The organism is Paenibacillus puldeungensis (assembly GCF_042678945.1).
Taxonomy (GTDB): domain Bacteria; phylum Bacillota; class Bacilli; order Paenibacillales; family Paenibacillaceae; genus Fontibacillus; species Fontibacillus puldeungensis.
Genome location: NZ_JBHTLM010000010.1, coordinates 1 through 18,793 on the forward strand (window position 1 = coordinate 1; position 18,793 = coordinate 18,793).

Annotated in this window: 14 protein-coding genes and 1 riboswitch; of the genes, 6 read left to right on the plus strand and 8 right to left on the minus strand. The window is 52.8% G+C overall.

Features of this window, described 5'->3' with window-relative positions:
• The first annotated feature begins 215 nt into the window (after window positions 1-215).
• Together ACFQ3W_RS14460 and hepT are read left to right on the plus strand one after the other, a co-directional pair.
• Window positions 216-437 carry a hypothetical protein gene (locus tag ACFQ3W_RS14460; RefSeq protein WP_379319950.1) on the plus strand — a complete coding sequence of 74 codons (222 nt, stop codon included), beginning with the start codon at window positions 216-218 and terminating at the stop codon, window positions 435-437.
• Window positions 394-669 carry a type VII toxin-antitoxin system HepT family RNase toxin gene (hepT, locus tag ACFQ3W_RS14465; protein WP_379319951.1) on the plus strand — a complete coding sequence of 92 codons (276 nt, stop codon included), beginning with the start codon at window positions 394-396 and terminating at the stop codon, window positions 667-669. Before ACFQ3W_RS14460 ends, hepT begins: the two co-directional genes overlap by 44 nt.
• Before the next feature lie 144 nt (window positions 670-813).
• On the opposite strand, the gene ribB is transcribed toward hepT, so the two are convergent.
• A complete protein-coding gene (ribB, locus tag ACFQ3W_RS14470) occupies window positions 814-1,458 on the minus strand; it encodes a 3,4-dihydroxy-2-butanone-4-phosphate synthase (protein ID WP_379319952.1) in 645 nt (214 codons plus the stop codon).
• Between the two features lie 108 nt (window positions 1,459-1,566).
• Window positions 1,567-1,725: riboswitch (FMN riboswitch) on the minus strand.
• A gap of 182 nt (window positions 1,726-1,907) precedes the next feature.
• Here ribB and ACFQ3W_RS14475 point away from each other — a divergent pair.
• Entirely contained in the window at window positions 1,908-2,912 is a 1,005-nt protein-coding gene (locus ACFQ3W_RS14475) for an LLM class flavin-dependent oxidoreductase (RefSeq protein ID WP_379319953.1), read from the plus strand.
• 46 nt (window positions 2,913-2,958) lie between these two features.
• On the opposite strand, the gene ACFQ3W_RS14480 is transcribed toward ACFQ3W_RS14475, so the two are convergent.
• The 7 genes from ACFQ3W_RS14480 to ACFQ3W_RS14510 all read right to left on the minus strand — a co-directional run bounded on the left by ACFQ3W_RS14480 (window position 2,959) and on the right by ACFQ3W_RS14510 (window position 14,098).
• Complete coding sequence (locus ACFQ3W_RS14480; protein ID WP_379319954.1) at window positions 2,959-5,292, minus strand: alpha-glucuronidase family glycosyl hydrolase; 2,334 nt, start codon at window positions 5,290-5,292, stop codon at window positions 2,959-2,961.
• 376 nt (window positions 5,293-5,668) lie between these two features.
• Window positions 5,669-6,724, minus strand: coding sequence for an endo-1,4-beta-xylanase (locus ACFQ3W_RS14485; protein ID WP_379319955.1), 1,056 nt, complete (start codon window positions 6,722-6,724; stop codon window positions 5,669-5,671).
• A gap of 142 nt (window positions 6,725-6,866) precedes the next feature.
• A complete protein-coding gene (locus tag ACFQ3W_RS14490; protein ID WP_379319956.1) occupies window positions 6,867-7,796 on the minus strand; it encodes a carbohydrate ABC transporter permease in 930 nt (309 codons plus the stop codon).
• A 27-nt stretch (window positions 7,797-7,823) separates the two neighbouring features.
• Window positions 7,824-8,687: an ABC transporter permease gene (locus ACFQ3W_RS14495; RefSeq protein ID WP_379320105.1), complete on the minus strand. Its 864-nt coding sequence runs from the start codon at window positions 8,685-8,687 to the stop codon at window positions 7,824-7,826.
• A gap of 220 nt (window positions 8,688-8,907) precedes the next feature.
• Window positions 8,908-10,605 (minus strand): ABC transporter substrate-binding protein, encoded by a 1,698-nt coding sequence (locus tag ACFQ3W_RS14500; RefSeq protein ID WP_379319957.1) that lies wholly within the window; start codon window positions 10,603-10,605, stop codon window positions 8,908-8,910.
• A 104-nt stretch (window positions 10,606-10,709) separates the two neighbouring features.
• The gene (locus tag ACFQ3W_RS14505; RefSeq protein WP_379319958.1) at window positions 10,710-12,488 is read right to left on the minus strand and encodes a sensor histidine kinase; all 1,779 of its coding nucleotides are present in this window, start codon (window positions 12,486-12,488) and stop codon (window positions 10,710-10,712) included.
• Window positions 12,485-14,098 carry a response regulator gene (locus ACFQ3W_RS14510; RefSeq protein WP_379319959.1) on the minus strand — a complete coding sequence of 538 codons (1,614 nt, stop codon included), beginning with the start codon at window positions 14,096-14,098 and terminating at the stop codon, window positions 12,485-12,487. Before ACFQ3W_RS14510 ends, ACFQ3W_RS14505 begins: the two co-directional genes overlap by 4 nt.
• Before the next feature lie 287 nt (window positions 14,099-14,385).
• Here ACFQ3W_RS14510 and uxuA point away from each other — a divergent pair, with 287 nt between their 5' ends.
• The 3 genes from uxuA to ACFQ3W_RS14525 all read left to right on the plus strand — a co-directional run bounded on the left by uxuA (window position 14,386) and on the right by ACFQ3W_RS14525 (window position 18,793).
• Complete coding sequence (uxuA, locus tag ACFQ3W_RS14515; protein ID WP_379319960.1) at window positions 14,386-15,492, plus strand: mannonate dehydratase; 1,107 nt, start codon at window positions 14,386-14,388, stop codon at window positions 15,490-15,492.
• Window positions 15,493-15,494: 2 nt separating this feature from the next.
• Window positions 15,495-16,349 (plus strand): SDR family oxidoreductase, encoded by an 855-nt coding sequence (locus ACFQ3W_RS14520; RefSeq protein WP_379320106.1) that lies wholly within the window; start codon window positions 15,495-15,497, stop codon window positions 16,347-16,349.
• Between the two features lie 659 nt (window positions 16,350-17,008).
• Entirely contained in the window at window positions 17,009-18,793 is a 1,785-nt protein-coding gene (locus tag ACFQ3W_RS14525) for a sensor histidine kinase (protein WP_379319961.1), read from the plus strand.

Genomic DNA, 18,793 nt, shown 5'->3' on the forward strand with positions numbered 1-18,793 from the left:
AGTATCGACAGGTATTCTTTATTTAGGCTTGTAGGTTTTAAGGTTTAAGTTTTGAAAAACAGGTGCGAGTACACAATTATTTTCATCCGCGGCGGTCGGAATGGCACATTACGGGATTGTTTGTACAACCAATCAATAATACGAACAACAGAATTGGAAACAAATACTTCAAGTAATCCCCCGACAACTTGGCCCCCTCCGCCTATGAACTATTTATGGCTTCATCGGAATTGGCCGATCTTGTCGGGCGTGAAGTGGACCTCATTTTTTTCCCCCAAGCCACCCCTGTCTTTAAAGCACAGATCATTGGATCAGGAGAGTTGCTGCAAGATTCGAAGCCTTATACCCGGCAAATAGCATATATGCACGCTTTGAAGGAATATGCCCTGCTTAATGAAGAACGTAAAGAAATCATGGAGGGTTACCGGAGAGGGTGATGGAATTGAACCGCGATATATTAGCGAACAAATCAGAAACAATCAATCGGTGTCTGAAACGAATCCAAGAAGAATACGATGGGAAAATGGAGTAATTGATAAATTACTCAACCGCAGCCTAAAGGCAATGGTCGGTTTCCGCAACATTGCCGTACACGACTACCGAAGCATACAGATTGAAATTGTTCAGGCCATTATAGAGAACCACATCGATGATTTCGTTTCCTTATAACAAAAGTTAGGGTTTTCAGCTCAGATATCACCGAAGAATAGACCTAATACAAACGCCCTTTCGACTTTCAAATCAGAAAGCGAAAGGGCGAATTAGTTGATTGCTGGATTTGCTCGGATTCACCAGATTGCAGCTCAATTGCAGCTATTTTCCGGTACGCTGGCGGTATTCCACCAAGTCTTCTATTGTAACTACCGTCATGCCATGCTTGTTCGCAAAATCGGCTACCTCTGGCAATCGGGCCATTGTTCCATCCGGGTTGGTCAATTCGCACAGCACCCCGTAAGGCTTGTGTCCGGAAAGTCGGGCCAAATCGACAGAAGCTTCCGTGTGCCCCTGGCGCTCCAAAACGCCCCCTTGCCGAGCCCGCAGCGGAAATACATGCCCGGGATGGCATAGATCGGACGGTTTGGCATGTTCTGCGATGGCTGCTTTAATTGTGGTTACCCGGTCGGACGCCGACACTCCGGTCGTCACCCCTTCACTGGCCTCGATGGAAATGGTAAACCCTGTTTGATACCGGCACGTATTGTGCTGGACCATCATCGGAAGCTCTAACTCCTTGACCTTCGCCTCCGGCAGGCAAAGGCACACGATCCCGCTGCATTCGCGAATCAGCATCGCCATCTGCTCCACCGTCAGTGTATCCGCGGCAAAGATCAGATCGCCTTCGTTTTCCCTTCCCTCATCATCGGTCACCAGAACGCCCCGGCCTTCCCTTAGTGCGCTCAGCGCCTTTTCCACCCGTTCCGACGGGCTGCCGAACTTCGACAATAACGATTGATTCATGGTATACGCCTCCATATGAATAGTAGACTTACCAGAATCAGGGTATAGAAAAAGACAGTTTTCTTCAAAACTGCAGAGAAAAATAAACCCTGTACCTCATCATCACTGTCCTATCCTCTTCCATCCAGACTGTCACTGTCGGCACTGGCCTCGCACCAGTTCTGCTGACTTCCTCCACACTTTATGGGGGAACGCTTGCGGGCTCCCCGGCTCTTTTTGACCCGGGATACCGCCGATGGGGAATTTCACCCTACCCTGAGAATAAGTCATCTCAAACGTTACCACTATGGCGCAGGGTGTCTATGACGTTTATCTCTCAAATTGCTGAGTTAACCGATTAATTTTGTTTATATTGCCACCCTTTGATATGATAAAAGAGCAATATCATCCATAAAGTTCCTTTCGCTCTTTTTGCTCAAATCACCCTATTCATTAGGAGGCATAGATTTATGAGTAAAAAAATAACCGAAATCCCGTTTTCTATCCTGGATCTCGCCCCGATTACCGTCGGCAGCACGGCCGCCGACTCCCTGCGGAATACACTGGACCTGGCACAACATGCCGACCAGTGGGGATACAACCGCTACTGGCTTGCGGAGCATCACAGCATGCCCGGCATTGCCAGCTCGGCCACGTCGATCGTGATCGGGCATGTGGCCGGGGGAACCAAGCGCATCCGCGTCGGCTCCGGCGGCGTCATGCTGCCCAATCATTCGCCGCTCGTCATCGCCGAGCAGTTCGGCACGCTCGAATCGCTGTACCCAGGGCGAATCGATCTTGGGCTTGGGCGAGCGCCGGGCTCCGACCCGCTCACCTCGCAAGCGCTCCGTCGCGGCCCCGGCAGCGACGGGCAGGATTTCCCGGAGCGGCTTAGCGAGCTCCGGGGGTATTTCCACCCCGCGCCGGGTAGCGGGGCGCGGGTACGGGCCATCCCGGGCGAAGGTCTGAACATCCCGATCTGGCTGCTCGGCTCCAGCGGCTTTAGCGCGCAGCTGTCCGGCCAGCTCGGTCTGCCGTTCTCCTTCGCCAGCCACTTCGCGCCGGATTATTTACTCCCGGCGCTCGATCTGTACCGCCACCAGTTCCGCCCATCGGAGGAACTGGCGGCGCCCTACGCCATGGTCGGCGTGAACGTCATCGTCGCCGATACCGACGAGGAGGCTCGCCGCCTGGCGACCTCGCAGCAGCAGCAGTTCCTGAACCTGATCCGCCGGCAGACCGGACAGCTCAAGCCGCCGGTGGACAGCATGGAACCGATCTGGACGCCGCAGGAAAAAGCGCTGATCGAGCGGCAGCTCGGCTTTGCTGCGATCGGCTCGCCGGATACGGTGCGTCAGCGGCTGGAGATATTGCTGCAGCAAACCGATGCGGATGAAATGATCGTCGCCGCTCAGGTATACGATCATAAAGCCCGCCTACGCTCGTATGAGCTGCTTGCGGAAATCGTGCATTAAAGCTGAGGCAGCCCGCTGGACTAAGTGTCCAGCGGGCTGTTTTACTTTAATAAATCGTCCGTCCCTGTTCATCCGGTATACCGGACTTCCGGTAAAAATATGTGTTAATCACATCGCGCCAATGCTTGGCATGCTCGGCCTGCTTAGCGAGTCGACCCGCCACCTGGGCGTGGCGGATATCATCGATTTTATCCCTTAGTCCCTCCCAGCTCTGGACAAAGCCCTCCGCCTCTTCTGCCCCGGTAAAGTGAGTATCGTAAATATGCTGGATTACGGTTTTGCCCGAATGCAGCACATGGGAATAGGGTACATGGTGAAAAAAGAGTAGCAGTTCGTCCGGGCACGTCCCCAAAGACTCGAACATTTCGGTGTTCGGACTAAAATATTGGGCCGCATAGCCCGTCCCGCTGCGCTTCGTCCGATCAACCCCAATCCCGTCCCGGTCCGCAAAATGGTACGTCCCCCAGCGCGAATACTCGTACCCGTCCACGTCAGGTCCGTAATGCGTGTGGGGCGTCACCATCCAGCCGACGCCGAGCGGCGCGGTGTAGCTCTCGTAAATAGGCCATGACTTCATGAGCATACCGGTGACTCCCGCTACAACCGCAGGATGATTGCCGAACGTCAGCCGTGTCCATTCATCGGCAATCGCCTCGGCGGACAAATCCGGATTCCAGACGAGTCGCCCGTAACCGTACAAATTGGCCTGCGCCAGCGTATGCCCCGTCCAGTTCTCCTCGTCCCCGATGTTGGATACGGCCGCTACGCCGCTATGCGGAAAGGGAAACCGTGAGCCGCCGACAATATCCTTCACCCTCGTCTCGGGTCCCAAGGCATAGGTGTCGAAGTCCAGCACCTGCTTCCACTGCGGCACCAAATAGCAAAGGTGCCTCTGCTGTCCGGTATATTCCTGCGCCACCTGGAACTCAATCACCTGATTGGTATGCGGCAAGGCGCCAAACAGCGGGGAAACCGGCTCGCGGACCTGAAAATCCATCGGTCCGTTTTTGATTTGCAGGATGACGTTATCCCGAAACTTGCCGTCCAACGGCTTAAAATGATCGTACGCCGCGCGGGCCCGATCTGTCCGGCGATCGCGCCAGTCCTGCATGCAGTTATATACGAAGCAGCGCCAGATGACCAGACCGCCGTAGGGCTCCAACGCCTCGGCGAGCATATTGGCTCCATCGGCATGATCGCGTCCATAGGCAAACGGGCCCGGGCGATGCTCCGAGTCAGCTTTGACCAGGAATCCGCCAAAGTCGGGGATGGCGGTGTAAATCTGCTGGACTGCAGTTTTCCACCAAGCTTGAACGCCCCTGTCCAGTGGGTCTGCGGTACTCAGGCCACCGATGGCGATCGGTGCGGCAAAGTTCACGCTAAGAAACAGCGCGATACCATACTCCCTGAACACCGCGGCCACCCGGGCTACGTCCAGCAGCAACTCGCCGGTAATAAAGTGCGTCTCCACTTCATGCACATTCACGTTATTTATCGAAATAGCGTTGATTCCGGTGGAGGCCAGTATACGGGCATAATCTTTAACTCGCTGCAAGTCAGTGACCATACTGCCGTCTCGATAAAAAATCGAACGTCCCGCATACCCCCGTTCGATGGAACCGTCCGCATTATCCCATTGGTTGATCATCCGCAGCCGGTTGCGCGGGCACTCCCTGACGTTAAGCCCCTCTGGGCAGATGCCCATGGAGATCAACCGCAGCAGATGGAACGCGCCGTACATTACGCCTCTCGCCGATCCGCCCGTAAGCAGCAGGCAGTTTTCGCCGCCTTCCCGGACATGAAGCAGGGTGAATCCATCGGCTTCGAGGGCTGCACTAGCCTTAGGGACTCGCCATGGCTTGCCTTGGGCTGATGTTTGGGATATAGGACCCGTTTCCGACATCGGCAGAGGGTCAAAACCGGGTTGAACCGCGAGCTTACTCACGGTCCCCGAACCTTCCCCGGCTGCCCCCGCTGTCTCCGCCCCCTCCGGCTTGTTCACCTGCAGCAACAAACAGGAAGTGCCAGTCGGTTCCTGCACCACCTCTGGCGTAAAGCCGAGCATGGACCGAATTCCCTCCTGCAATTCAGCCACCGCCGCGGCCAATACCCCCTCAATCCGCCCGGCAACGACGATCTGTTGGATCAATGGCTTGTAAACCTCGCACACCTCAGAATCATTCACCTTAGCATACTGAAGCCACGCTTTGTACAAAGCGCTTCCACCTGAACCCGCACAAAAGCTATCCACCCCGTTTGTGCTTCCGTTTGTGCATTCATTTTTGCTCTCGTTTGTACTGTTGTTTGTGCTCCCTTTTGGGCTTCCGTTTGTAGTCGCGCTAAAGCTTTCCCCCGATATTCCGCCAGTATTTTTGCTCATCCGTACGCCCCTCTCCTCTCTCAAACATCTGAGCCCGTTCACTAGTTATGCGCCTTCTATCATTGTTGGACCTGTCTATCCTGTTTCCACCTGTCCACTACTTATGCCACTACCCACATAGACAGGCAAAAAATAAGGGACATTTATGGCCCTATTTCTCCCTTTTTACCTCTTTTACACAAAATAGGGGTAAAAAATGGCCCTATTTCTACGAAGTAGGCATAAAAACCGCCTTTTGGGCGTCTTTGGAAGAAAATAAGACCATAAAATTCCCCTATTTTATGAATCATAGTCATTTTTAATTAAATAAGGCCATTTTTATCCCCTATTTGGGTTAACCCCCCCGGCACTCTACCAAGAGAGGCCGAAGGCAAACTCACCCTTGCGCCCCTTCCACCACGCGGTAAAAGGCGGGCTTCGGCCGATGCGAGGCGTCGAACAGGAACGGCCAGTTTTTGCGGCCGCGTACCGGGAAATCGTCCAGCCATGTGTAGTCGTCCGCTGCTCCCCAGAACGTGACGGAGCCGATTACATCGCGGTATTCCTTTAGCAGCCGGAATATCGCTTCGTACCGCTGCGCCTGGAGCTCGGCCATCTCCGGGGTCGGCTCCGCAAGATCGCTCCGCCGATCCTCGAAGCGGAACACGGACATATCCAGCTCCGTGAGATGAAGCTCCAGCCCAAGCGAGGCATACTTCTCGATAGCCGTCCGTATGTCGTCCAGCTGCGGATCATACAGATTCCAATGAGCCTGCAGCCCAACCCCGTGCAGCGGCACACCTTGATCCAGCAGCGACTTCAGCAAACGGTAAATTTTATCCCGTTTATGCGGGTGGGATTCGTTGTAATCGTTGTAGAACAGCAGCGCGTTCGGGTCCGCTTCATGCGCATATTCAAACGCCTTGGCGATAAAATCCGGCCCGGCGATGTCAAGCCACTTGGAGGATCGCAGCAGCTCTTCCCCCTCGTCCGACACCGCCTCGTTAACGACGTCCCAAGCGTAAATCGCCCCCTTATAGCGCCCCACAACCGTATCGATATGCGACTTCAGCCGCGAAAGCAGGGTTCCTCGATCCGTGAGATTCTCGCTCCCGTCCTCAAACAGCCAATCGGTAGACTGGTTGTGCCAAACGAGCGTGTGGCCGCGAACTTTCATGCCGTGCCGCCCAGCGAATGACACAAGCGCATCGGCAGCGCCGAACTCATAAGTATCTTTCGCAGGATGAATTCTTTCGAATTTCATTTCGTTCTCCGCCGTAATGCTGTTAAAGTGATGAACCAGCAGTGCTTCCTGCGCTCGGATCGTCAGCGGATTTACCGCCGCGCCGATCAGAAAATCTCCATCAAACACTTCCTTAAGCTTCGGCTCGCTGCGAGTTCCTGCTTGATTTGTCCCCGTGATTCCTTTCACATTCATCAGTCCTCCCGCCATTTCTCAACTTTCCTGATATGTCCATCAGTTCTTCCGCTTCCGTAACTTTCTCGACACATCCGTCAACTCTTCAGCTTCCTTAAACCTTCCTGTCACGTCCATCTCAGCGCTTCCGCCTTCCCCAACTTTCCTGACATACCCATCAACCCTTCACTCCTCCCAAGGTCATGCCCTGCACAAAATATTTCTGCAGGAACGGATAAACCATAATGATCGGCACACTGGCAACGATTGTCATTGTGGCGCGAATGGACGTCGGCGTCACCAAATTGGCGGTATTCTCCGAACCCGCGAACGCGCTGGCATAGTCGCCGCCGTTGTTGTTCACGGACGTATTGGAGTTTTGCAATATTTTCATCAGCTCGTACTGCAGTGTGCTTAGATCGACATTCGATGAATTATACAAAAACACATCAAACCAAGAATTCCATTGCGAAACGGCCGTAAACAGCGATACTGTTGCGAGCACCGGCAGACAAAGCGGCATGACGATGCGCAAAAAGGTCATAAAATCACCGGCTCCGTCGATCCGCGCGGACTCGAGAATCCCCTCCGGCAACCCTTCGATAAACGAGCGAATGATCATCACGTTGAACACGCCGATCAAACCGGGGATGATGTACACCCAGAAGCTATCCATTAGGCCGATCTCACGAATGAGCAGGAAGTTCGGGATCAGCCCGCCGCTGAAATACATCGTTAAAATAAACGCAATGGAAACAAACTTCCGCAGTACATATTCCGGGCGGCTAATCGTATAAGCGACCATCGTGCAGCAGAACACCGATAGCACCGCGCCGACAACCGTGCGCAGCCCAGATATCAGCGTGGCGTGAAAAATCGTCGCCTCTTTAAATACAAAATGATAATTCTCCCAAGTAAATTCCCTCGGCCACAAATAAATGCCGCCTTTGACCGAATCGTTGGCCGTATTCAATGAAACTGCCAGCATATTCAAGAACGGGTACAGCGTCACGATCATTAGGCATGTCATAAACAATATATTGCAAGCATCGAAGATCCGGTCCGATGGCGACTTGAACCGGGCGTGCATGACTGGCGCTTTAGCCATGTGGAACCCTCCTCCTTCAAAAGTCCGCTAGAACAATCTATCCTCGCCCATTCGCTTCGCGATCGAGTTCGCACTGAACAGCAAAATGAAGCTGACCACCGTTTTGAACATCCCCGCTGCGATCGACAGGGAGAAGTTCCCCATCTGAATCCCGTATTTCAGTACGAAAATATCTAGATTTTCAGAATAGTCGACATTCATGCCGTTGCCGAGCAGATACTGCGGTTCAAAGCCGGACTCCAGCAGATTTCCGATATTCATGATCAGCAGGATGACGATGACGGAACGGATGCCCGGCAGGGTAACATTCCAAATGCGCTGAAACCTTCCGGCACCGTCGATCTCCGCTGCTTCATACTGCGCAGGATCGATGCTAGTCATTGCCGCCAAATAGATGATGGTGTTCCAGCCAACGTTTTTCCAAACCTCCGAAACACCGAGGATTCCCCAAAATAATTTGCCTTCCCCAAGCCATAAAATCGGCTCCTTGATGATACCCAGCCAGAGCAACAGCTCATTGATGATGCCGCCGTCTGCCGATAAAGCCGTCGAAATGATGCTGGCCGCGACCACCCAGGAAATGAAGTGCGGCAGGTAGCTTATCGTCTGAACGACCCGCTTGAACGCAATCTTGCGCAGCTCATTCAACAGAATCGCCAGCCCAATCGCCGTCACGAACCCCAGCACCAGATTAATGATGCTCATCGCCAGCGTATTGCGCATGACCTGCACAAAATGCTCATCCTGGAACAAGAACCGGAAATGCTTCAGCCCTGCCCAGTCTTGTTGAAACATTCCTCGGGCCGGCTTGTAGTCCTGAAAAGCGATGGTCCAGCCCCACAAGGGCAAATATTTGAATATAATAAGCCAGATCAAAAATGGCACCGACATCAGCACGAGCACTTTTTGCCGCAATAGCGTACTGAAGAAGCCGTTCGAGCTACGGGCAGGCTTTCCCGTTGCTGCAGTCTCACCCGGTTTTAGTCGCGTCACATTGTCCATGGGTGTCCTCTCTCCCTTCCCAAAAAACGGGGTTATATCGTGCGTATAGAAAAGGCCGGGACCATGTTCATGAACAGATGATCCGGCCCTTTCTTGTTAATGAATTCGCTTATTTGCCCTGCACCAGGTCGATTTTTTTGGCAACTTCGTCGGTGATCAGCTTTTCATAGTCGGCGGCGCCAAGCTTGTTGAATTCTTTGATATAATCGCCCCAGAGCCCCTCAAACTCAGCAGGGTTCGCGAGCACCAATTTCGGGAAGTATTTACGCTGCAGGTCGCTCTTCTTTTGCGTGAAAATCTGCGCCGGGGAGCCCTGCTCGATCTGAATGCTCCAAGCCGGATACCACGGACGGTCGTCCGGAGCCGCAAACATTTCCGAGAATGTCTTTGCCCCATAAGCTTTCAGCAGCTTCTTGTCTCCATCCAGGTACGAGGTTTGCGCCACTTCCGGCTGGCGTCCTGCCCCTACGGAGTTACCGTCGGGAATCGTTGAGCCGCTGCCGTAGCGAGGCCAGCTATATTCGAAATACTTGAAGCCGAACGATTCGCGGAACGCATCCGTATTCGTCTGAGCGATTTGCTCAGGAGTCCGGTAGAAGCGACCCTTTTCATCCACCTTATACGTTTCGTCCTTAATTCCCCAGTTGGACAAAATTTGATTCTCGTCGGTCAGCAAATTATTAAAGTATTTGATGATCCGCACCGGATCCTTTGCACTGACCGATATCCCCACCCCGCGGTTGTTGACAAAGGACGGCGGATCCAGGTACTGGTCCTTGATATTCTCGTCGTACACGATCGGGAGAGCCATGTACTCCATGTCGTCATTACCCGACTTTTGCGTAGCTTCATGCAGGTTATTCAGCGCCTGCCCTGCTTGCCATCTGTAATCGAAGAAGCCCACCACTTTACCACCTGCGATCTTCGCCAGGTATTGGTCGTAATTATCCACGAAGGAGGACTTGTCGAACAGTCCTTCTGCATTGAGCTTGTTCAGTTCCTGCAGGTATCGTTTTGTAATATCATCGTCGGCATAGTCGTTAGCCTGGTGTGTCTTCATGTCGATGATGACGCCCCCGTCGTTTGGATATCCCGCCAAATGCATCGGCGCATTCGTAAACGAGAAAAACTTATCCTGCGTCGTCAAAGCAATGTAGCCCGTCAGGTCTTCATCCGGATGTTTTTTCACAAAATCGCGGATGAGATTCAAATACTGGTTAAACGTCTTGATTTTCGGATAGCCAGCTTCCTTCAGCACGCGGCGCTGAATCCAGAAAGCCCCTTGTTCAATATCTGGCGCCGAGATGTACTTACCGACAACCGCGCTAAGCGGCAGAAAATAGATGTTGCCGTCCTTCGCCTTCATCAGGTTGTAATAAGGCTCATAAACCCGTTTAATGTTCGGGCCGTATTTATCAATGAGGTCGTTAAGCGGAATAAAAGCGCCTGCGCTAAGGAGCTTATCAATGGATATCCCTGGCACGATAACATCAGGGTAATTGTTGCTGGCGATGAACGTACCGACCTTCGTGTTTTCGTCGCCAACCAAATGCTCGATTTTGAAGTTAACGCCGGTCTGATCCTCAAATATTTTGCCGATCCGCGTCTCGTTCGTATTAATGTCCTTCCCCGCTGCCGCATTGAAGTATGAGAATGTAACCTTTTTCTCCTGCTGAGATTCCCCGTTTCCGCTCTTGGCCGCGTCCCCATTTTCAGACTTGCTGTTACTTCCCCCGGAGCAAGCCGATAAGATCGAGACCATCATTACTACGGTTAAGCAGCTGAGCCAAAATCGATGTTTGCGCATTCTATAGACCTCCCCTTTCGATCTTCATTTTTTGTAAGCACTTTCAGTATAAAAGAGGTCGGCCTCCTCGTTTACCCGTCAATCTATAGATGCTGCTTAGAAAACTATAGAACCCTTTTCACGGCAAATAAGCTTTCTCCCTCATGCCATGGAACAACCAGCTGAATCTCCGTCCCTTCGCCAGGCAAGCTGTTGATGCTGAAATTAAAAGAGTCCTCATAGTACAGCTTCAAACGATGTATCACGTTCTGAACACCTACCCGCTCACCCATAGGATCTTCGTGATGTAAATAGCCGAGAAGCAGCTCGACCTGCTCCGGCGGCATACCGGCACCGTTATCGCTTACGGAACAAGTCAGCTTGTCTCCGCTTCGTTGAATTACAACCTGAATGCGCCCGCCCTGCTTCAGCGGCTCAATCCCATGAATGCTGGCGTTCTCCACAAAGGTGATGATCGACATTTTGGGGATCAAGCACCCAAGGTCGGCCTCGTCCGTCTGCACATCATAGTCAATTTTGTCGCCAAACCGATACTTTTGGATCTCCAGGAAGCAGTGAACGAATTCCAGCTCTTCGCGGAGCGTGATCATATCCTTATGCCAAATCAGCGAATTGCGGAACAGTTTCGCCATGTGGTGGATAATCCGAGCGGTTTCTTCCTCATCCTTCATGAGGCTGCGCATACGGATCGTTTCCAGTGCATTGAACAGAAAATGGGGATTAATTTGGCTTTGGAGCGCATTAAGCTGGGCATGGCGCCGCTGCAGCTCCAAATCTTTTTTCTGGATATCGGCCACATATACATTGTTGATCAAACTCTTGATTTGCAGCGTCATGCGATTGAATTCCCCGGACAGTTGACCGATTTCGTCACGGGATTCCGCATCCTTGATTATCTCGAAATGCTGATTTTTTACTTTTTTCATATGCTTCAAAATCCGCACAAGCCGCACGTTCATCGACCGGGTAATCCAAATAATGATCAGCGTCGGCAGCAAAATATTGAGGCACGTCAGCACAATCACAAAATTGCGGGACTGCCGCACCTCGCGAAACACCTCATCCTCGGATATCCGCCCCACCAGGCTCCAGCCTTGAAGGTTGCTGCCCCGGGCATAATCCGTCCGAAATTCGATCGTTTTATCCGCAGTGGTCACTTGTTCAAAAGGGACAGCCCCATGCTCCAATTTCAAGTCCGCATCATTCGTGTATTCGACTTCACTCTTGTCGTTCAACAAATAAACATGTCCCTGGAGGTTCAAATTGCCGAAAATTTGCCGGATCGCGGGCATACGCATGTCGATTTTTAAATAATTCCCGGTCTCCAGCTTGGAAAAATAGTAGTAATCCATGCGCCGGATAACGCTGAATCGGTTCAGCACCCCGTCGCTTCCGGTACGCATAATGATCGGGGCCGGCTGCCTGCTCCGGCTGACCTGCTTATACCAAGCCTCCTGCTTCACGTTCTCGTCGATGTACATAATTCCTCCGGAGTACAGCAGGGTCGGATTGTCCACGTATACGCTGATGTTCTCGACAGAATTATACGTGGGACTCGAGGTGTTGATGATGCGCCGCAGGTAAGAGTCGTAAGCCGCCACGTAATCGGCTGGATGCTCGTAGTCCGTCTCGATAATTTCATTCAGCAGGTGGTCCGTATAAAATACCGAGGACACCTCTACCGTGTCGTCCACCTCCTGGCGAAATTCGTTCTTTACCTGCTCCAGCGCCCGGGTAATATCTTCGAGCCGCCGGTTTTTCACATTCGTCGTCGTGACGTTGTAGAAGATCAGGTTGGTGACCAGAATCGGCACAAATACGCACAAAAAATAGAGCAGCAGCATCTTGTCGCGCAGTCTGACATCGTTCAGATTCGGGATCATCGCTTCTTCTCCTCCCGGGGACCGGACGTCCCCTCCCGCAGCAGACGGCTGCGATATTCGCTGGGCGTGACTTTCTCCAGCTTCTCAAACTGGGTGACGAAGTAATCGGGATTGCCGAAGCCAACCCGCTCTGCCACCTCGTAAACGCGCAGATCCGTCTGCCTCAGCAGCCGTTTGGCCTCGTTCACCCGCAGCTGCAGCAGAAAGTCATTGAAATAAATGCTGTAGTGTTTCTTAAACAGCTGGCCTAAATAGACCGGATTCATATAAAAACGGGAGGCGATGCTCTTCAGCGTAATGTTGTCTTGATAATGTGTCTCGATATAGGAGCGTATTTTGTGAATGTCGCCGCGCTGGCGTTCCCTGCGCAGTTCCGCGATATACCTGGAGCTCTCCACCGCGAAGGAAGCAAAGAGCCGCTTGATCTCGCGAAGCGTTAAGTTCAGATCAGGCCAGCCCATCATTGGCGCAAGGAAGCGCAAGCTTTGCTCATCGCCGTCCATACGGCGAACAATTTGTACGATCCCGAGCACGCATTGATGCAGATTCATTTTGACCGCTTCCGGCGCATAACGCTTCTCCTGAAAATCTCGGAACATCGCGCGGATGCTGTCCTCCAGCCGATCCAGCTGCAGCTCCTCCACCTGTTCGATGATCCGGCCATACAAGCCTTGGTCGATAGCGAGATATTGGATCGGCTGCAGGGAAGCTTCCGCGGACAGGACAATGCCGCTGTCATCGCAAATGTATTTGTACTGCAGGGCTTCCCTGGCGGCCTGATAGGCCTCGCGAAGCTCGGTCAGCCTGCTTACCGGACCACCGGCGTAAACAAATACTCGGCCGTCCAAGACCTCCAGCTCACGAAGCAGCCGCTCGGCGAACGAGCGAATGGAATCGCCAAGCGGCGCTAGTGCCCTGTCCGGTACGATCAGGCCAAGGCGATTCCGGTGCTCACGCAAAGGGAAGGTTTGACCATCTCCGGCCAGACGCTCTAATGCAGCCTGCACCAGTTCCATAAACCTAGAAGGTGTGATGTCTTCCGCTTTCTCCCGCCATGGATGATGATCATTCAGCTCCACCAGCATGTAAAACAGCTCGTTCACTGCTTTTAGATTAAGCCGTTCCTCCCAACCTGCAATCGCCCCCTCATCGGCATCCCCCTTAAGGATCGATTCAATCACAGCTCCGCCCTGCAGCCGCTCTTCCCGGGCTCTCGCCTCCTGCCGCTGGCTTAGCTTCCCGTGCAATCTGCGAAGCGTATCCGCAAACTCGGTCTGGTCGATCGGCTTGAGTACAAAATCATGCACCCCGTACCTGACAGCCTGCTGGGCATATTTGAAATCATCATAGCCGCTGATAATGATAAATTCAGGGCCCTCCTCCTCGCTCCGGGTGGTTTGCCGGATCAGCTCCAGGCCGTCAAGCACCGGCATTCGGATATCCGTGATGACCAAATCCGGCTTCAGCCGACGGATCAGCTCAAGCGCATCCTCCCCGTTGTCCGCCTCCGCTACGATGCGAAAGCCGCAGGTTTCCCAATCGATCAGCTTCATCAAACCTTTGCGGGAGAACACTTCGTCATCCACAAGCATGGCATGGTGCAACTGCAAGACCGACTCCTCCTTTTCGCTACGGTGCCCCATAATTTCATATATTTGAGGCTATAGCCTGTATTTTCCTAATCATCATAATACAGATTTTCTACTTTCTGGCTAGAGACAACTAGAAACCGGGCAGAGTAGCGCCTCAATTAGGACTATATGAACCTTATAAATGAAATGGTTAGAAAATTAAATATATTGCATATTTGACCTTGCCACCCAGTAGTTTCCATACTACCATGCAAGTGTAAGAGCATGACTTTGGGAGTTAAAACATAGGAAATGGCGGTGATCAGATGCGTATGGTATTTCGCTGGTTCGGCGAGGGAAACGATACAATTTCGCTGGAGAGCATCAAGCAAATTCCCGGTGTGGAAGGGATCGTTTGGGCGCTGCATGACGTGCCTGCCGGTGAAGAATGGCCGAAGGACCGGATCGAGCAGGTCGTGCAGCAGGCCGCACAGCACGATCTTCACACGGAAGTCGTAGAAAGTGTAAACGTACATGAGGATATTAAACTGGGGCTGCCGACGCGGGACCGGTATATTGAAAACTACAAGCGCACCATCGAAAGGCTGGCCGAGGCCGGTGTCAAAGTCATCTGCTACAATTTCATGCCCGTATTCGACTGGCTGCGCACTGATTTGCACAAGCCTTCCGGCGATGGATCAACGGCGTTATTTTATGAAAAAGCGAAAATCCATAACATTGATCCCTTTGAACTGGTAAGGCTGATCAACCAAGACAGCGCGCTTACCATGCCGGGCTGGGAGCCGGAGCGGCTGCAGCATTTGACGGCCTTGTTTGAGGCGTATCGGAATGTGACGGCTGAGGACCTTTGGGAGCACCTGGGATATTTTCTGGAGGCGGTTATTCCGGTGGCGGAGCGGTGCGGCATCACGATGGCGATCCACCCGGACGACCCGCCTTGGCCGATATTCGGCCTGCCGCGCATCATGACGGGCCAGCCTAGCTTACGCAGGCTGCTGTCGCTCGCGGATAGCCCGGCGAACGGCATTACGCTTTGCAGCGGCTCGCTTGGCGCGAATCCGGACAACGACATCCTTTCGATGATACATGAGTTCCACGACCGGATTCCGTTCGCGCATATCCGCAATGTACACGTATTCGAAAACGGCGATTTTATCGAAACCTCTCACCGCACCGCCGACGGCACCGTGGATATCGCTGGCATTGTGAAGGCTTATTATGACAACGGCTTCACCGGCTACTGCCGTCCGGATCACGGGCGCCATCTGTGGGGCGAGCAATGTCGACCGGGCTACGGGCTATATGACCGGGCGCTCGGCATTATGTATTTGTGGGGGCTCTGGGATGCCTATGCCAAGGCTGCAGGAGTCCCAAGTCGTCAGGCCGGCGAAGAGGAGGTGGCCCGCCGATGAGCATAAGTCCACTGCCTCTGCACCCTTCGCTCGCAGGCAAAACTGCGGTCATCACCGGAGGCTCGGGCATTTTGTGCCAAGCGATGGCCCGGGAGCTGGCGCGTCAAGGTGTGCGGGTCGCGATTTTGAATCGCACGCCGGCCAAAGGCGAGGCCGTTGCCGCTCTCATTCGCGAGGCTGGAGGCGAAGCGATCGCGGTCGGCTGCGACGTGACGGATGCGGAAAGCGTTCGGACCGCGGAAGCGGCCGTTCGGGAACGGTACGGCCCGTGCGATATTCTCGTGAACGGTGCCGGCGGCAACCGCCCGGATGCGAACACGACCTTTGAAACGTTTGATCCCGAACAATTGGAGTGTCCCGGGGTGACGACCTTTTTTGACATAAGCCTGTCCGGCGTACGCAGCGTATTTGATCTAAATCTGGTCGGCACACTGATTCCGACGCAGGTGTTTGCTAAAGCTATGATCGGACGCCCGGGAGCGGTCGTCCTGAACATTTCTTCGATGAGCGCCTACAGTCCGATGACCAAGGTGCCCGCCTACAGTGCAGCAAAAGCGGCGATCAACAACCTGACGGCTTGGCTCTCCGTTCATTTGGCCGAGTCTGGCATCCGCGTCAACGCGATTGCGCCGGGATTTTTCCTGACCGAGCAAAACCGAGGGCTGCTGACGAACCCGGACGGCTCGCTCACCGAACGCTCGCACAAAATTATGACCCATACCCCGATGCGCCGCTTCGGCGTACCGGAGGATCTGCTCGGCACGCTGCTGTGGCTTGCGGATGCCAGCACCTCCGGCTTCGTAACCGGAGCAGTTATCCCGGTGGACGGCGGTTTTATGGCTTACTCCGGTGTTTAGACGGTTAAGCACAGGCGGAGTGAGTCTCCCCCTATGTACAAACGCTGCTAATGATTGCGATTTTAGCGAAAAGTGCTGGTGTCCTTAAAGATGAGGAACCCAGCTTTTTTGCTGTCAGCCGTCATGACATTTCCTTTATTTTCACCCAAAAAAAGGACTATACCCCTCAATCAAGAATACGTTATCATCAAACATGCAACAGCAAGTGTCTATGCATCTTAAATTTATTACCGAGGCAAACTGCGTTGGTCCGACCGGGTAATTAAATGTATTCTGTACATCTATTTTGCTCATTTCGGCTCCCTACACAGAAATAAATGCAAAAAGTGCAGCTAAATCGAGGTAAATGTTCGTTTCCTGCCTTTATACGCCAATTTAGATGTACTTTTTACAATTAAATCATCACCTGCAGCTTACAGGCCAAATTTAGATGTATAAAATGCAGTTATTCTGAATCTGGCTTTTATCTCTGGCAAATCCTCAAGCTAGCGCCACCTAAACCCGCTTTTTTATGCACGCTAGCCCCATCTCAGGCACGTTCGAGCCCAGGCCGGGGGCAACTAGAGATCCGTCCGACGTCCATTTGTTCATAATTGAATGGTGCCGCTTCCCCGGCATAGGTGACTCACATAGACAAGAAAGGATCGGTTGACGCAGCCATGTTCATTAAACTAAGCAGATTCAACTCCCTTCGCAATCAAATGCTCTTTGGTTTTCTCCTGGTGATGCTGGTCATTTTATTTGTCGTCGGCATTCTTACCTTCGATTCGGTGTCCAAGCTGCTCAAGAATAATGCGGAGAAGCATATCCAGCAAACCGCGGTCCAGGCGAACGGGCGGCTTGAAGCCGTACTGAACCAAATCGACTCCTTAACGACCCAGGTCGCCACACACCCATATGTCCAGCAGCTGCTGCTAAATCAACAGGCTGGTAAACAGGCTACGTTCTCCGAGCGGCAGGCGCTCATTACGAGCGTAAAAGTAGTCCAAACCTATGCCAATGGTGTAAACTACGTCGATCTGTACAACAGCAACAACAACCGGCTGTTTCCGCTGGATGACAGAAGTCTGGAGAGCAAGGTTTCCCCGGAATGGATTGCCAGAGCCTTACAGAACAAAGGCAAGCTGGTCTGGGTCGGTATTGACCCGGCCAATCCGAACGCCGTGCTGGCCATTCGGAGCATCAGTCTGATAGATCACTGGTTTACTCCTGGCGGTTATTTGGTCATTTCGCTGGACCGGAAGGTGTTTAAAATCAGCGGCTCGCTCTCCGAGGAGGACGGCAGTAATGAGACCATGCTGGTTGTCGGCCGCAACAACACCCTGATCGCCGCAAACGATGCGCGTTTTGACGCGCGGTTTACACCGTCCGATATTAAGCCGCTGGTCGAAGCGAAGGATCCTACCGTCACGATTGACGATAAAAGATACATGCTCGTCAAGCAGACCTCTGAGGTCACGGGCTGGACGCTGCTAATCCTCACCCCGATGAGCGCCATTACGAGCGGGATTTCGGTACTACGCACGGCGATTCTTTTTTCTGCGGGAATTGGAGGCGGGCTGTTCTTCATGCTATCCTTCGGGCTATCCACGATCATTACGCGCCCGATCTTTAGACTGATCAAAACGATGCGCAGAGCCCGGCTGGGGGGACTTAAGCCGATTACCGAAGTCACATCCACGATTGAAATCAACGAGCTGAACCATTCCTACAATCAGATGGTCGAACATATGAATGATTTAATCAAACTGGTATACGAGAAGGAAATTTTGCAAAATCGGACCGAGTTAAAGGCGCTCCAGGCACAAATTAATCCACATTTTCTATTCAACACGTTGGAAGCGCTCTATTGGTCCCTTCAAGAAAAAGACGAGTCCGAGCTTGCTGAATTTGTTGTTGTGATGTCCGATCTATTCCGATATACGATTACCGGTCCCAACAAGGACGAATGGGTCACGCTCAGGGATGAGCTGGAGCACATTGAACGTTACCTGCTCATCATGAAGGTTCGCTTTGGCGACCGCATTTCGTGGCAAATCGACGCTCCGCCGGAGTATAGCACAATCCGGTTACCGAAGCTGCTCGTTCAACCGCTAGTCGAAAACGCCATACTACACGGCTTTGAGGGTAAAATCGGGCCGGGTTCGGTTGCGGTTCGGGTAGCTCCATCCGAGGATCACCAGTACCTGCACATCACGGTGGAGGATGACGGAAAAGGCATGGACGAGGAAACGCTGCAAAAGCTGATGACCGCGCTCAAGACAGGCGGCAAAAATCCGGTTGCCAAAGGCTCCGGCATTGGGATTGTGAATGTTCAGCAGCGGGTCAAGCTTTATTTTGGCAGCACAGAGGACGAAGACGGCCCCGGCATCAACATTCACAGCAGCGAAGGCGCAGGGACAAGTATACGGTTAACGATTCCGATGAAGATGGGAGAGAACTAA